Source organism: Corynebacterium vitaeruminis, assembly GCF_001054325.1.
GTDB classification, from domain to species: domain Bacteria; phylum Actinomycetota; class Actinomycetes; order Mycobacteriales; family Mycobacteriaceae; genus Corynebacterium; species Corynebacterium vitaeruminis_A.
On record NZ_JVVM01000012.1, the window covers coordinates 1 to 16,858 of the forward strand.

Genomic DNA, 16,858 nt, shown 5'->3' on the forward strand with positions numbered 1-16,858 from the left:
TACTTCTCCTGGTCGAAAGTGGTGATGCATTCACCGCCTGAACCTACCGCCTATTTTTGTCATAAACTTAATCAGTTTCACATTTGCAGCCTGCTGGCAGCCCGCAGCCGTGTCCGATTCACACCCAACCGACACCCCAAGCACCCCAAACACCCCAGCCGTCACACTATCAACGCGCAGCCGCGCTCACCCCCCCCGCCCAACCAACCGTCCAACCACGACCCTCCAAAACCTCCACGCGGCCCACCCCAAAACCCCCACGCAACCCCCACAAGCTACGTTTTGGTAACCCACTATGTAATTACGAATGCAACTCAAGTAAATTGAATCAATAATAGTTACTTGCATATAGTTGCCTAGTTTTTGGAGGTTGCCGACCATGGCACTGGTTGTGCAGAAGTACGGTGGTTCATCCCTGGAGAGCGCCGAACGCATTCGTCGTGTTGCAGAACGAATTGTGGAAACCAAAAAGCAGGGCAATGACGTAGTGGTTGTTTGCTCGGCAATGGGTGACACCACCGACGAGCTTCTGGACCTCGCTGAGCAAGTCAACCCGGTCCCACCGGGACGCGAAATGGACATGCTCCTAACCGCCGGTGAGCGTATTTCTAATGCGCTGGTCGCTATGGCGATCGCAAGTCTAGGAGCCTCGGCTCAGTCTTTCACCGGTTCGCAGGCCGGAGTGATCACCACGGAACGCCACGGTAACGCCCGCATTGTCGAGGTCACTCCGGGTCGCGTCCGCGAGGCCCTCGATGAGGGGCATATCTGCCTGGTGGCCGGTTTCCAGGGTGTGAACCGCGAGACTAAGGACGTCACTACGCTGGGTCGCGGTGGCTCGGACACCACTGCGGTCGCTCTCGCGGCAGCTTTGGAGGCAGACGTCTGCGAGATTTACTCCGACGTGGACGGCGTGTACACCGCGGATCCGCGCATTGTGCCGGACGCACAGCGCCTGGACCACATTTCCTTCGAGGAAATGCTGGAAATGGCCGCGGTCGGCGCGAAGATTTTGCAGCTGCGAAGTGTCGAATACGCCCGCGCGTTTAACGTCCCGTTGCGTGTGCGTTCGTCGTATAGCAATGAACTTGGCACCCTTGTTGATGGATCGATGGAGGATATCCCTATGGAAGAAGCAGTGTTGACCGGTGTGGCGCATGACCGCTCCGAGGCGAAGGTGACCGTGCTGGGCATTCCGGATGATCCGGGCCAGGCGGCGAAGATGTTCCGCGCGGTTGCAGATGCGGAGATCAACATCGATATGGTGCTGCAGAACGTCTCCACCATCGCGGATAACCGCACTGACATTACTTTCACGTGCCCGCGCGAGGACGCTCCGAAGGCGATGGCGTTGCTGAAGAAGCTGCAGGCTGACAACGACTGGAAGGACGTGCTTTACGACGATCACGTGGGCAAGGTGTCCTTGGTCGGTGCTGGCATGAAGTCCCACCCGGGTGTAACTGCGACGTTCTGTGAGGCACTCGCTGATGAGGGTGTGAATATCGACCTGATTTCCACTTCTGAGATTCGTATCTCGGTGCTGGTTAATGACCAGGATGTCGATAAGTCTGTGAAGGCTCTGCACGACGCTTTCAATCTCGGTGGCGACACTGAGGCTGTTGTTTACGCTGGTACGGGACGTTAAGGAGTTCTTATGACCACGATTGCTGTTGTTGGTGCCACTGGCCAGGTTGGTCGTGTGATGCGCACTCTGCTGGCGGAGCGTAACTTCCCGGCAGATAAGGTTCGTTTCTTCGCTTCTGCTCGTAGTGCGGGCAAGGAATTGGAGTTCCGCGGCGAGAAGATTGTTGTCGAGGATGTCGCGGCTACTTCCGATGAGGTTCTGAAGGGCATTGATGTCGCGGTGTTCTCCGCTGGCGGCACGCTGTCGAAGGAGCAGGCTCCGCGTTTTGCGGCTGCTGGCGCTGTCGTTGTTGATAACTCGTCGGCGTGGCGTAAGGATCCGGAGGTCCCGTTGGTGGTCTCTGAGGTCAACCCGGATGCTTTGCAGGATATCCCGAAGGGCATTGTCGCCAACCCGAACTGCACGACGATGGCCGCGATGCCGGTGCTTAAGCCGCTTCACGACGAGGCCGGGTTGCAGCGTCTGCGTGTGTCCTCCTACCAGGCGGTCTCGGGTTCGGGCCTTGCTGGTGTGCAGGCTTTGGCCGGTCAGGTGCGCGAGAACATCGACAACCTGGAGAAGCTGACCACTGATGGTTCGGCTCTGGTTGCGGAGGACTTTGGTCCGTACGTTGCTCCGATTGCTTTCAACGCGCTGCCGGTGGCTGGAAACTTTGTCGATGACGGTTCGCTGGAGACCGATGAGGAGCAGAAGCTCCGCAATGAGTCCCGCAAGATCCTGTCTATCCCTGAGCTGGCGGTTGCTGGTACTTGTGTGCGTGTTCCGGTCTTTACTGGCCACACGCTGGTGATTCACGCTGAGTTTGAGAATGCTCTGTCCGTGGAAAAGGCAACCGAGTTGCTGGAGTTCGCGCCGGGCGTGAAGGTTGTCGACGTTCCGAATCCGCTTGCTGCCGCCGGTGTGGATGAGTCTCTGGTGGGTCGTATCCGCGTCGATCAGTCGGTTCCGGAGGGGCGTGGCCTGGTGTTGGTTGTCTCTGGCGACAATCTGCGTAAGGGCGCTGCGCTGAACACCATCCAGATTGCGGAGTTGTTGGTCGCTGACCAGTAGTTAACCGCAGTACTTGAGAGCGCAAAAAGTTATGCCTCGGCACTTCGGTGCCGGGGCTTTTCTGCTTTCAAAAGCGAGCCTGGTTTGGGGTGGCCAAATGGCTACCGCTGTGGTGTGTGACATGCACCGTTTGGGCATAAGTGCAGGTTGAAATTTGCCGTATTTGTATTTTCAATTTCTAGGCTGATGCGCGCCGAAACTCTATATTGTGACCGTTTTTCATCGCCTGTACGGTTTTCGTGTGAGCACGGCAGTGGCCGCAAAGGAGAAGGCGAGAAGCCCTTTACCTTCAGCTCTGGGCATCGCGCCACACCATCTATCTACACTTCGTTTTTCTAAAGGATCATCATGGATAACCTGTGCAACATCTGCGAACTGATTTCCTCCTTGCCAGCACCGGCTCCGCTGCCGGCACCGGAGTTCAACGTGAACTTCCCGGAGGGCCCGCTGGTTCAGGTCGATTCTCTGTTCCCGAACTTCCACTCTCTGACTGAGGGCGGCAACCTGGGTCTGCAGAACGTCGGCGGCGATCAGGACAACGCTCTGCAGAACGTCGGTGGCAACCAGGGTCTCCAGAACGCTGGCGGCGACCAGCTGAACGGTGGCGACCAGATCGGCGGCGACAAGCTGGACAAGGGCGACAAGGTCGGCGGTGACCAGGTCAACGACAAGGGCCAGATTGGTGAGCGTCAGTCCGGTTTCCAGACCGGTGGCCAGGATCAGAGCCTGCAGAACGTCGGTGGCGACCAGGGCCTCCAGAACGGTGGCCAGGAGCAGGGACTGCAGACTGGCGGTAAGAACCAGAACGGCCTTCAGACGGGCGGCCAGGAGCAGGGTGCCCAGACCGGCGGTAAGAACCAGGGTGGTCTGCAGACGGGCGGCCAGGAGCAGGGTGCCCAGACCGGTGGCAACAACCAGGGTGGTCTGCTGGCTGAGGACGGTGCTGGTGACAACCTGCCGGTTGACCTGGATCTCACCGGCGCAAAGGCTATCTAAGACCGTTTAGCTAAAGCAGTCTAACTAGGGCCGTTAACCTAGGGCCGTTAAACTAAAGCAGTCTAACTAAGACCGTTTAAGCTGGCTTGATAACTGCCTTGCGTGGTTGTCGCAGTTAGTGCGGCTATTGCGGCTAGTGCGGTTATTAATGCGCAAGCGCACGAGCGCCTTCTCACTCCTTGCGGAGTGGGGAGGCGCTTTTTTCGGTTATGTTTGGCGACCGCGGCCCAATGAGAGTTAGTGACTGCGTTTATGGCTGGCGACGTTGGATCGATCCGAGTTACTGACTACGTTTATGTCAAAAATGGCCAGAAAAATGTGCTGAAAGTGTCATAAACTCGCACAGTTTCACATTTGCAGTCCCCTATTCAGGCGCGATTTACATAACGTGATCTGCTGGAATGTCTTGAATCAGACCCACTTTTGTCTATTGGGTGCGGATGGAGAGGTCCGGAACGGAGAGACGAATATTTATGCAGTCGCAATTAGGTCACGATTATGTGGCGTATTAAATGGCGTCTGGAGACTTGTTTGCAAATAGTCTTGAGGTGTCATTTTTATTTCCGCATATTTATTGGGGTCAATTTTCATTAGGTGGGGGTGGCGTATTTACTGTGCCTTATCTCACAATTATAAAAATCGTGACATGGGAAACATTTTAACCCGAATTAAAGGGTGGAGAATTATTAAAAAATCTTCATACATACAGGTAGGCGGGGTTTGTGCGGGCTGAATGGCTAGATGATGTAGGGGGAAAGTGGCACTTTCGTATTTGTGAGGTGGCCAGACGGCTACCCCGGAAAGAATATGCAACCAACAATTATTGCTCTTGAAATAAAGGACAATTGGGGGATCAATTAAATGGCCCAACAAACATAAAATGTATTTGTTATATTCGGGGACGGCCAACGCTATGAATGAGAATTAGAAGGCGATATCAACTGGGCTGCCTGTGATGGGGGCTGGAAACGCTTATGCGTGGTCATTGATTGTTAATTGAAGGCTGGAAAGGTAGCGAAAAGTGTATAACGCACTGAAATCGAAGGAAGGGGGAGGGCTCATGTTCGGTCGTTTTACAAACGAAAAGCGCTGGTTGGCACTTTTTGGCTTCGTGGCTGTGCTCGCTCTTTTCTTCGCTAAATCTCCGATACTTGCGCATGCGCAGGAGCCGGAGGACACTGGCGAAACCCTGACGATTCAGAAGATTTTGAGTGTTCCTGGAACCGTTGCGGGTGTTGAAGCCAACGGAAATGTCCGTAATTTTGGGCCACTCATTGCGGCATTTGACGAGGCTGCAACTCCATTTGGTAGCCACAAAATGGGTTACTGCATTGAGGCCAGCGTCGGCGGTGATCTTTATGACACCGGTCGTGTGCAGAACTTCAGTCAGTTCTCGCGCAGTACAGATACCAATAACAAGCTGCGGAACGACTTTGACCGATACCGGAAGCTCAACTGGATTGCGCACCACGGTTCTCCAGCTGTTGGTTTGGATGAACTGGGTAAGGCAGCTGGAGTTAAAGGACGCCTGAATGTGCTGGATGCCAATAACGCAACTCAGTTCGCTCTGTGGCACTTCTCCGATGACATTGACTTCTCCCAGGGCATTCACAACCCATCGACGAAGGCTGTCTACGACTACCTCACTGGTCCGGCTAACGTCGGCCAGGGCACCGTCGACGGTACGAACCGCACTGGCTACATTTTCAACAATGGTAAGAAACAAGACATCATTGTGATTGACAATGTCACTCCGTCTTCCGGTGAGGTTCCAGCTGAGCCGACGAAGCCATCTGAGCCAGAAAAGCCAACCGAACCGGAAAAGCCAAGCGAACCGGAGAAGCCAACTACTCCGACCACGCCTGCGGAGACCACGACTCCGTCCGAGTCGACCAAGCCGTCTGAGCCGGAGAAGCCGACCACGCTTAAGCCGTCGATCTCCACTCAGGCTCGCCTCAACGGCAACAAGATTGTTGCGGGCGCTGTAGTTAAGGACATCGTGAAGTTCACCGACCTGGTGCCGGGTAAGAACTACCGCCTGGACGCCACTCTGGTGGACAAGACCAATGCTGACCGCATTCTGGGCACCGGCAGCGTCGAGTTCACTCCGGAGACCTCTTCGGGTGAGCAGGCTGTCATGATTACTGTCTCCGATGATGTGGATGAGCCAGTGTCCGCTGCTGTTGCATTTGAAAAGCTGACCTCGACGGAGGTTACCGCCGATGGCCAGGACAACACCGATGGTCAGTCGGTAGAAATCGCCACCCACGAGGACATTAACGACGCTGCTCAGACTGTTCATGGCGAAAAGCCAGAGCAGCCGACGACCTCTGAAGAGACCCCGACGAGCGAAGAGACAACCGAGGAGACAACGGAGCCGTCGTCCAGCGAGACCGCTACTTCTGAGACCAGCGAGTCTGAGACTCCGACGACGTCGGAAAGCGAAGAGCAGCCAAGCTCTTCGACGACTACTCCTAACACCACCGAGTCCACGAAGCCGGCTGTTCCGACGGAACCGACCGAGCCGACTGACACCACCGAGTCGCAGACCACCGAGCCGACTGAGACCACTGAACCATCTCAGCCGAGCGAGCCAGCGGATACACCGCTGGAGCCGGAGCTGCGCACGGTAGCCGAGCTTGAGGGCAACCGTATTGAAGCTAATGCCAAGGTTGTCGACACCGTACATTTTGAAGGTCTGGTGCCTGGTAAGAACTACACCCTCTCCGGTGAACTGGTTAACAAGGCTGATAGCTCTGTAATTGGTCATGGCGAGGCGACGTTCAAGCCGACTTCGGCAAGCGGTACTGTGACTGTCACTCTCGAGGTGCCTGATTCTGTTAAGACTCCTGTTGCTGAGGCTGTTGTATTCGAGCACCTGACCTCTGATGAGGTTGACTCAACTGGTCAGGAAAGCGCTGGTCAGGTTAATGAGATCGCTGACCACGCAGATATTAACGATGCAAACCAGACCGTGACCGGCGAGGTTCCGGAAACTCCGGAAGATACCCCGACTGAGGAAAGCGAAACTCCGTCCGAGGAAACGACCGTACCGGAAACCAGCTCGACTGAGCCGACCACGTCCACCGTTCCGGTAACTCCGAGCGAGGATGAGCCTTCCGAGCAGCCGGAGACGACACAGCCGGAAGAGCCGTCTGAGACGACCACCCCGTCCGAATCTGAGTCCGAAAAGCCGAGCAAGCCGTCCAAGCCGGCCCACCCGGAGAAGCCGTCCAAGCCGTCCAAGCCGGCCCACCCGGAAAAGCCGAGCAAGCCGTCGAAGCCGGCCCACCCGGAAAAGCCGGAGAAGCCGAGCAAGCCGTCCAAGCCGATCCACCCGGCCCAGCCGGAGAAGCCGTCCAAGCCAGCTCACCCGGAAAAGCCGTCGAAGCCTGCTCAGCCGGAGAAGCCGAGCAAGCCAAACCACCCAAGCACCCCAGCACAGCCTGAGGAAAACGCAGCTATCACGACTTCTGCCGGTATTGCTGGCAAGGGTCTGATTGAAAAGGGTGCTGTCGTCATCGACACGGTGCACTTCACCGGCCTGAAGCCGGGCACGAAGTACACCTTGACCGGTGAGCTGATGTGCAAGGAGACGGGCAAGTCCACTGGCGCTAGGAGCCGCCTGCACTTTGTACCGACGGCATCCGCAGGCACGGTTGATGTTCCGATCATCATCACTGACGCCGACTGCGGTTCCCAGGTTGTCTTCGAGACTCTGACCGATGCCGACGGCAAGGAAGTTGCTGTTCACAAGGACATCAACTCCGCTGAGCAGACTGTCACGAATGGCAAGACCCCAGAGAACACGCCATCTGAGCAGCCGAAGGATGAGGGCGAGCAGAACACGCCTAACGACGATTCCTCCGCGCCTACTAGCGATGCTGCCACCCCGAACACTGTGATTAATCAGCATTCGGAGCAGAACAACACCAACGTCACCGTTATCGGTGGCACTGGCCAGGACAAGCAGAAGAACTATGGAAAGCCGTTGGCTCCGAATTCGGAACGACGTGCAATTAGTTCGGTTCCGTCTGGCCCGACCGGTTTGGCTACTCACGCTCTGCCGACGGTAGCTACGAACTAAGGAGATTCCATGACTGATCAGTTTGGCTCGGACGAGACCGGAAACGAACCTGGAAACGCACCAGGTTACGAACCGGAAACCGAAACCGGCGCACCCGACCATGTTGATGCGTTTGACCAGGACGACGACCAGGGCGACGGCCAGGTCGAAGACCTGCAGGACGTGCCTTGGTGGAAGCAGCCAAGGGTGTATATCGCCGCTATCGCATTAATCGGCGTTGTCGCTCTGCTGGTGATTTCCCAGATCAACCGCAATGATTCGGCACTCGACGGTGCGCAGGAGAATCTTCCCACTCCAGCACAGGGTTCTCGGGAGTCTGTGCACGAGATGGAGATGCTCATTGACGGTAAGTCGGCTCCAATCGATTTCGTCCAGCTGACTGATCAGGGATCTCTGATCCCACCGACCGATGTTTCGCGACTGGGTTGGTACTCCGCCTCCGCAATTCCCGGTGAGGAAGGTGCTGCTGGATCGTCCGTCATTACCGGCCACGTCAATGAGGTGGATCAGGGCGATGGCTACGCTGCACGTTTTGCGGACCTGAAAGCTGGCGACACTGTCACGGTGAAGGTCGATGGCGAAAGCCGCGACTTCACCGTCAGCCACGACCCGGTCCAGGTGGTCAAGGGTGCTGAGATGCCCGAGGCCGTCAACGATGCGGTTGGTGAAAACCGCTTGGTTCTCATTACCTGCGGAGGCGAGTTCGTCGGTGGCACGTTGGGTTACTCCGACAACATCATCGTCGAGGCCACCCCAGTGCGCTAATCCAGTGCGTTAGGGCGCTAGGGCGCAAGTCTCGATTCATTGACCAATTCCATTGGCTGCGGTTGTCGAGCGTCGTCGAACAACGGCGGCGCCGACGACCACAGAAAACACAGATCAAATCTGCAGAAACCCTGCAGAAACACTGAAGATAAGGAAGTACCTATGAGCATGTTGAAGAAAATCGGTGTCTGGGGTGTGGGCGCACTTGTGCTTGCCACTCCGGTTGCTACTGCCGCACAGGCGGTAGCTGCACCTGCAAACTCTGCTGACACTGCAGTTGTCGCTCCGGGCAAGGGCGGATTCCTCCACTCGGGCAAGCTGGCCGTCAACCGCTACGTCTTCGAGCTCGAGCATCGCGATGGTAAGGACTACGTCAACATCACCTTCACCGGTGACCACAGCGCTGACGTGCAGATCATGCCGGATGGTATGACCCCCGAGGGCAAAAAGAAGGTCGACCAGATCAGTGACGTCCTCAAGCTCAACGGCTACAACGATGTTCACTACTGGGCGGTTCTCTAAACGCCACTTGTGACGCCACAGTGCGCCCCGTGTCGCTTACAGTCTTCGTGCTTTTACAGGTCCTGGCACAAGGCAGTGCGCCACGGGGCGTTTCTTGGTTTTTGATGGTGTCCTTTTGCTTTTGCTTTCGCTTGACGACGTTGTCGTGACAGCAAATCCGGGAACGTTGATAAGTCCCCATTTTCCTGGCATGCGCTGGGGAGATAACGATAGGGGATAAAAGCTATTGATATAAACCAATTGGGTAGCCCTGATTAGGGGGGGGGCTTTAATTGCGGGAAATCTTTGCGCTTTCTTGGGTAGTTGGACTAAGGCCCGCCGTGACCAGTACAAAAAGCCATCAAGCGGTCGCGAGAAGCATGGGCGTGAATGCTTTTTACGACTTGGGCGTTAAGGTGCATTCACCTCAAGTGTCGGTCAGATGCTTAAGCGGTTAAGTTATTCATAAGCGGTTCACTGAGCGCTGTTAACCGAGCGGGCAATGAGCTTGGACTGGAGTGTTGTGACATATAAACATAAAAGTTCATGATGCTTAAGCCTAGAAGGTTAGACAGGCTGGTCTTTTCTTTAAGGAAAATCTCAGCTTTGCCGGGTCGGGGAATATCCATGTCACCGTCTGAAGTGAATCGCGAGACGTATTGAAGCGTGTTGCTTCATTTTGGACTTCTGAAAAGGACCTGTTTTCGTGAATAAGTTCTCCCGTACCGCCCGGTCGGTAACCTTCGCTGCCATCGTCGGTCTGTCGATGGGTGTCTCCGCCCCGGCTGCAATCGCTCAGGACACTGCCATCAACCAGGCTGCTGGCGACTCCCCATTGGTAAATAAGGACGCCAAGGGCTCGCTCACCATTCACAAGTTCGGTAATCCGACCAGCGAAGGCCAGCCGTCTGGTACCGAAGCCGATGTCAAGGATGTTGAGGCCACCGGTGCCGAGAAGCTCGACGGTGTCGGCTTCACCGTTTACAAGATCAACAAGACTGCAGATGGCGCTACCGACATTGATGTCACCACTAACGAGGGTCTGCTGGCTGCTTCGAAGCTGAAGGCCGCTGATTTCTCTCAGGGTGCCGCACTCAAGGATGGCCTGCCTGACGGTGTCCTGAAGGAGGTTGCAACCGGCACGACTGGGCCGGATGGTAAGTGGGTAGTTTCCGAGAATCTCGATCTCGGTGCTTACCTGGTTGTTGAGACCGGCCCGAAGGAAGGCTATGACCCGGCTGTTCCGTTCATCGCTTTCGTTCCGATGACCGCGGATAACGGTGGGGATAACCAGGGCACTAGCTGGAACTACGATGTCCATGCGTTCCCGAAGAACTACAAGGACGAAGAGCCGACCAAGACCGTCAAGGACAAGGACCAGAACGCTGGTGATGAAAACCTGGTCTACACCGTCACAGGTACTGCTCGCCAGCTGAAGCCGAACACGGAGCGCACCCAGTTCCAGATCACTGACGAGATTGACTCGAAGTTGGAGATCACCGACGTGAAGGTGACGGTCGCTGGCAAGGAGATCCAGCCGACGCAGGATGTTGATGGGAAGTTCTTCGAGGGCAACAAGGTCGACGTCGCCCTGAATGAGGAAACTGCTAAGTCCCTTAACGCCGGTGACAAGGTCGTCGTTACCATCACCACCAAGCTGAAGCCGCAGTTCGAGAATGCTACCGACATTGCGCCGAACACCGGTTTGGTCTTCCAGAACAACCCAGACGGTTCCGAGAACCATACTCCGAAGGAGACTCCGGAGGTTAAGACCTACTGGGGTGGCCTGCAGTTCAAGAAGGTCGATGGCGACCGCAAGGGTCTGGAAGGCGCTGAGTTCCAGATTGTCCGCCAGGAGGCTGGCAAGCAGTGCTCCGAGATTGACACCAAGAAGAAGGACTCTTGGACCCCGGTAAACGGTCAGCAGAATGGCAAGGTTGATACCACCTTCGTCTCTGGCCAGGATGGTACCGTCAAGATCACTGGTCTCCACGTCAATGACTTCGAAGACAACGCTGAGGTTGCCGCTGAAGACCAGTCCCACTACTGCCTGATTGAGACCAAGGCTCCGAAGGGCAAGGAGCTGCTGCCGGAGGCTCTCGAGTTCAAGCTGGTTGCTACCTCGACTGACCCGGACCGCGTCTACGAGCTGGCTTCCGTCCAGGTCGGCGCTAACGAGGGCGAGGTTGTTAACTCTGACGACACCACCCCGAACCTGCCGATGACCGGTGGCGCCGGTGTTGGCATCCTGGCTGCTATCGGTGCAGCTATCGTCGCAGCTGGTGCATGGTTCGCCCGCCGCGGTTCCAAGAACTAAATCCGAGTAAAGGCTCGGTCACTGGAGCTCTTTAGCTCCAGTGTTGAGGGAATAGCGTGCGTTCAACAGCGCACGCCATTCCTGTAGTTTGCGCATCACTGAAATTACTGTTGCGGCCTTTCGATGTGCTCTTTTTCAACAGCAGGCATTCCCATGCCGGTGAGAAAGAGAAAGGTCACATCCCTTTTTGATTGACTTCTTGGGAGTTCCTCCGTGGGTAAACACTCTGCGTCGACTCTGACGCGGGACGCATCAGCTGAGCAGTCTGATCAGCCTGAGCAGGCGAAAAAGAACAGCATGGTTCTCCCCGCAATTCTGGTGATTGTGGGTTTACTTGTGATGCTGTACCCGGTTGTCTCCACGGCATTGAATAACTACGGCACCTCTAAGGCAGCCAAAGAGTTCGCCAAGCTGGAAAAGTCCGTACCCCAAGAAATTAAAGATGAACAGTGGGAGCGTGCTCATTCTTACAATGAGCGCCACACCACCGGCCCGATCCTGGACCCGTGGCTTAACGAAATTAATGACCACAACCCCGAGTACGCCGCTTATCTCGATCAGCTAAACGCTACCGACGTGATGGCGCGTCTAATCTTCCCAGAGATTAAGGCCGACCTGCCGATCTATCACGGCACCAGCGATGAGGTGCTCGCCAAGGGGCTCGGACACCTATACGGATCCGATCTTCCAGTCGGTGGTGCTGGAACCCACTCCATCATTACCGGTCATACCGGACTTACTAACGTAACGCTCTTCGATAACCTGCGGAAAGCAAAAGAGGGAGACGCCTTCTATATCCAGGTCGCAGGTCACAAGCTGAAGTACGAGATTGATCAAATCAAGGTCGTACTTCCGCATGAGACCGACGATCTTCGTCCCATTGAAGGCCAGGACTACATCACCCTCATCACTTGCACTCCTTACGGGATTAACACGCATCGTCTGCTAGTGCGTGGGCACCAAGTGCCGATGGATCCGTCGGAAAGCAATGTCTTCGACCAAACGCACGGAACTGGATGGCAGTGGTGGATGTATGCCCTGCTCGTAACAGTGCTTGTGCTTGGCGCAGGCTTTGCGTGGTGGCTCTGGCGCCAGCGCTTCGACTCTGACGACATCGACGACATCGCCGAAGAGCTTGACGACGACGCTGAGAATGCGGACGTCGAGACTGCTGATGGCGACGCAGACAGTGATGAACTCGTTGACGGCAGCGAATCGGCATCCGAGGATAATAACAACACTTCGTGGTGGGAAAACGACAATGAATAAATATTTGACATCCACCTGGAACCGGATAGCTGCGTTCTTAGCTGCCTGCGCTCTGGTTGCAGTGATGGGTGCAATCGGCGCGAATGACGCCAACGCGGCCAGGATTGTTGGACGCGTGGATGCTCCGGGCGTTTCAGCAACAAGCGGCACTGACATTGTGCGAATTACCTTGAGCCCAGGAAACCCGGACGATGATAATTCGACGGCGTCGGGCTCTATTTCTGGCGTGACGATTCATTTGCATCGTCTTAAGGGAATTTCGCCGTCAAGCCAGAAGGACCGCGAGAAGGTGGAAAACGCCACCGCAGCTGAGCTTGCCGAGTGGCCAAAAGACCTCCACTTCAGCCAGGTCACTGACGAAAACGGCTCTGTTAAATTCAGTGACTTGCCGGAGGGTATTTACCTTGTAACCTCGACGGCTCCGAACGACAGTTACCGGGAGATCAACCCCTTCTTGGTATCGGTGCCATTCTATGGGGCGGACTATGACTCCACTCCGGTAGAGGGAGTCATTGTGGCGAAGTCGCACAAGCCGGGGGAGACGCCACCGCCGTCGACGCCTCCGACGACTCCGCCGAATACCCCTCCGACGACGCCACCTGGAACTCCGCCGACTACGCCGGGGACATCGACCCCGCCGAAGACGCCGCCGACCACTCCGGGTGAACCGGGAACCTCGACGACAACGTCGACTACCTCCACGTCGCCTGATGAGCCTGGTACCTCGACGCCTTCAGGCTCGTCGGGTTCATCCTCAAGCTCGGGAAGTAGCGGAGAATCCGGCTCCTTGGCGCTCACCGGTGTGCAGGTAGCAGGTCTGGTAGCTGCCGCTGCAGCACTAATCGGCGGAGGATTCGTCATTATCGTCGCTAGCAAGAAGAACTCAGAAAGTGGGAAGAACTAATGTTTTCGACAACATTCCGCTTGCCGGATTCAGTGCGAACTACGCTTCGCATGTTCTTGGCTGCTTTGCTAGCGGTAGCTCTCGTTGTCAGCGGTCAGGCTTTTGCTCCCAACGTGCCGCAGGCACAGGCACAGACGGAGGTCATTCCGACGTCTCCGCCGAAGTATGAGTTTAAGAATATTAAGACGAAGCAGCCGTATCCGGGCGATGCAAAATTTGAGTTCACTATCGATAATGATGCGACGATTGACAGCCTCCAGTTCAATGTTGGTGGCTCAGGGCATCTTCTGACGTACGAACTCATAATTAATGGGAAGAAGATTGCCCCGCAGTTTACCACCAGCGATAATCCTCGACAGGTCCCGCTTGAAGTTGTGCACAAGGGACTGAACCAAACAGTCAATGCGGGCGATAAAGTCAGGCTAGAGCTTTACTACGCTGCTCGGACAGCAACAGGCAATGTATCCGTCACCCTTCGCGGTACTCTTGACAGCTCCACTGAGCCGACCGACCCAAGTGAGCCAACAGATCCGTCAACGGACCCGACGGAACCTACTGATCCAACGGAGCCAACAGATCCGGCTGAGCCCACCGAGCCCACCGAGCCGGAGGATCCGGAGCCAGAACCCGGAACGGTAACTCCCGCGGACCCAACCCTTGTCGATTCCGCGACTGCACCGGAGTGCGTGGAGAAGGCTTACATCAATATCCCGGACACCAAGGGTGTTGATTACTACCTCAACGCAGAGAAGAAGCCAGCTGGCCCCCATGTCTACGAGCAGAACAAGCCGGGTACAGTCAAGGTCACTGCAGTAGCGCAGCCAGGGTTTAAGCTTGCCCCGAACGCGCGTACCGAGTGGACCTTCAACCTAAGCGGCGAGGTAAAAGACTGCTCAGATTCTTCTGAAGACCCCAAGCCACCGGCTGTCGAAGGGCGCCACTTTGATGCCATCGGCCACGAGTTTGCAGTTAAAGCTGACCCAGTAGATCCGAAGAAGCCCAACGCCTTTACGGCTAAGGTGACTGAGGAATCTCACATGAAGTACGCAACGGTGCGTATCGAGACTGACGCGACTTTCTTGGATCCACAGAAGTACAACCTCACCCTGGACCAGATCGAGCCTGGTGTGACTTTGCAGAAACGAAACGTCAATATTGGCAACGGCTTCATCACTATGGACGTTGTTCCGGTGAAGGATGGCAAGCCGGTTGATTCTGCCGTTGTGCCGAAGGATGCGGTATTCACCTTCACCAATAATCTCTCGCAGAACAAGAATTTGAAGGTCACTCTTGATGTCTACGGAGAGAAAAAGGACACACCAAAACCACCCGAAGTCATCTCCCCACCAGATGGAGCTAAGTGGGTGCAGGGGCGAGTCCCTAACCCCCCGATGCCGCAGCGTTGTGGCCTGCGCATTGCTGTAGTAGCAGACCTTTCGACATCGCTCCGTTACGCAGATACTGATGGTTTCGAAGCATCTAAAAAGGCCGCGAATGCATTTATCGATTCCCTGCAGGGCACCCCAGCCGAGCTCGGCATCTATAACTTCGCAAGTGGCGGTCCGGCTAATCAGGCTGGAACGACACACGGTCAGAACCCACCATATATTTCAATGCTGTCGGAGCAGGGCGTCCAGCGAGCAAAGGACGTAGTTAAGAACTGGAGCTATAACGCAAATAACAGTGCTACGAACTGGGAAGCGGGCCTGAAGCAGGTCAAGGATAACGACTACGACGTGGTGTACTTCATCACGGATGGTATGCCCACGACCTCCTCGACAATCAAGAGCAAGGGCATCGGTGGTGAATTCGTTCAGGCTAGTGCTCTCAACGACGCAATCAAAGCAGCCAACGAACTCAAAGCTGCCGGTACCCGTGTTGTGCCGCTCATGGTCGACCTGACTCTTGGCGGGCGAAGCAGCCAACGCCCCGTTGTAACGAATGATCTGGTGCTCAAAGACGCCAAGCGCATTGCCTGGACAGCAGATCCGGGACAAGATCCAGGTTTGTACTACAAGATTCGAAGCGACATCGCGAAGGCTACAAAAGCCAATTACGTTGGCACCGACATTTTGGTGAACCTGAAAATGGCGTACGACGCGGCCGGCAGCCAGACCCTGCAGGTGTTTGAGCGTCTACCCAATGGGAGGCAAGAGACGGTCACTCTCAATCAATCGAGGTGGACCTACGGTACACGTGACGTCAAGACCATGGGCGAGGATATCTCCGGTACTGGTGACACGGTGAGGGTGTCTAACTACGGCAAGCTTGCCGAACAGATGAAAACAATCGCCCAAGACGTAACCACACGATGTAACGGTGTAGTGAAGGTTAAGAAGAGGATCGTCGATGAAAATGGCAAGGTCCTTGAAGACGGTGCCCCTGGTTGGGAGTTCACCCTGTCCGCAAATAACAATGTCATCGGTTCTGGTAACGGCCCGTTGGTTCACCAGTCGATGAAGGTAACCTCCGGATCTGAATCCGATAAGGGTACTGCATCGTGGAACATTGAAAGCGAGCGTGAGCAGTCGTTGGTTCTGACTGAAACGCAGAAGCAGGGCTACACCTTGTTCCGTCGCGGTGACACCTTGGATTCCACCGGTGACTTCAACGCCGTATGTACTCAAACCCGCGACGGGAAAACCTCACCTCTCAAGGTGGAGAATGTGGGCGAGTTCGGTTTCCGCGTAAAGATGTCGGAATCCAATAAGGTGCTGTCTTCCGTCTCCTGTGTCATCGATAACTACGAAGCGCCGGACACCAAGCCAGGCAAGCTGACCTTGGAAAAGGCGGAGTACGTTGATGGCGAGGGAGTCAAGGTTTTGCCGGGACTTGGTGGTGCGACCTTCGATATCTACCCCTCGGCTGGTGGTCAGCCGGATCATAGTGGAGGACCGGTCTACACCATCACGCCTGATCAGAAGTCAATTGAAATCACTGAAACTGGCACTTTCTACCTTGTAGAAACGATGGCACCGGCAGGACTTAGCCTGCTGCCAGAGCCAGTAGCTTTTGAAATCTCAATTGACCAGGAGACTAAGGAGTACACCATCTCGGTGGTGGGTGGCAGTAACCCGCTTATCAAGGCCGAAGGCTCCGGCGAACTCATGATCATGCAGGTGACTGACACCAAGACCGGCAAGCTGCCAAAGACCGGTGGAAACGGAGTCCTTCTCTGGACACTGTTTGGTGCGGTAATCGCAGCTTGCGGTTGGTTCTGGGCTCGGCGCCAGCAGTCCTAATAACAAGAATGGGTTCTGTGCGGGCGACTGCACAGAACCCATGAGACAGTAAAAGAACTAGACGCGCTTCCCACCCCATCAG

Annotated in this window: 10 protein-coding genes; all 10 read left to right on the top strand. The window is 55.7% G+C overall.

The features are described 5' to 3' along the window. Positions 1-379: 379 nt before the first annotated feature. The 10 genes from ADA16_RS03075 (at position 380) to ADA16_RS03120 (ending at position 16,776) form a co-directional block, all read left to right on the top strand. Positions 380-1,645, top strand: a complete 1,266-nt coding sequence (locus tag ADA16_RS03075; RefSeq protein WP_048759095.1) for an aspartate kinase — start codon at positions 380-382, stop codon at positions 1,643-1,645. 9 nt (positions 1,646-1,654) lie between these two features. Further along, positions 1,655-2,695 (top strand): aspartate-semialdehyde dehydrogenase, encoded by a 1,041-nt coding sequence (locus tag ADA16_RS03080; RefSeq protein ID WP_048759097.1) that lies wholly within the window; start codon positions 1,655-1,657, stop codon positions 2,693-2,695. A 348-nt stretch (positions 2,696-3,043) separates the two neighbouring features. Next, positions 3,044-3,691, top strand: a complete 648-nt coding sequence (locus ADA16_RS03085) for a hypothetical protein (protein WP_048759099.1) — start codon at positions 3,044-3,046, stop codon at positions 3,689-3,691. Between the two features lie 1,060 nt (positions 3,692-4,751). Next, a complete protein-coding gene (locus ADA16_RS11320) occupies positions 4,752-7,778 on the top strand; it encodes a VaFE repeat-containing surface-anchored protein (RefSeq protein WP_048759101.1) in 3,027 nt (1,008 codons plus the stop codon). Between the two features lie 9 nt (positions 7,779-7,787). Then, on the top strand, positions 7,788-8,543 hold the full coding sequence (locus ADA16_RS03095) for a class F sortase (protein ID WP_048759103.1): 756 nt from the start codon (positions 7,788-7,790) through the stop codon (positions 8,541-8,543). 162 nt (positions 8,544-8,705) lie between these two features. Then, positions 8,706-9,065, top strand: coding sequence for a hypothetical protein (locus tag ADA16_RS03100; RefSeq protein WP_048759105.1), 360 nt, complete (start codon positions 8,706-8,708; stop codon positions 9,063-9,065). A gap of 685 nt (positions 9,066-9,750) precedes the next feature. Beyond that, positions 9,751-11,361 carry a SpaH/EbpB family LPXTG-anchored major pilin gene (locus ADA16_RS03105; protein WP_048759108.1) on the top strand — a complete coding sequence of 537 codons (1,611 nt, stop codon included), beginning with the start codon at positions 9,751-9,753 and terminating at the stop codon, positions 11,359-11,361. 237 nt (positions 11,362-11,598) lie between these two features. Next, complete coding sequence (locus tag ADA16_RS03110; RefSeq protein ID WP_414629643.1) at positions 11,599-12,630, top strand: class C sortase; 1,032 nt, start codon at positions 11,599-11,601, stop codon at positions 12,628-12,630. Beyond that, positions 12,623-13,534 carry a SpaA isopeptide-forming pilin-related protein gene (locus ADA16_RS03115; RefSeq protein WP_048759112.1) on the top strand — a complete coding sequence of 304 codons (912 nt, stop codon included), beginning with the start codon at positions 12,623-12,625 and terminating at the stop codon, positions 13,532-13,534. The genes ADA16_RS03110 and ADA16_RS03115 overlap by 8 nt, the downstream gene beginning before the upstream one ends. Further along, positions 13,534-16,776 carry a SpaA isopeptide-forming pilin-related protein gene (locus ADA16_RS03120; protein WP_048759114.1) on the top strand — a complete coding sequence of 1,081 codons (3,243 nt, stop codon included), beginning with the start codon at positions 13,534-13,536 and terminating at the stop codon, positions 16,774-16,776. The genes ADA16_RS03115 and ADA16_RS03120 overlap by 1 nt, the downstream gene beginning before the upstream one ends. The last annotated feature ends 82 nt before the right edge of the window (positions 16,777-16,858 follow it).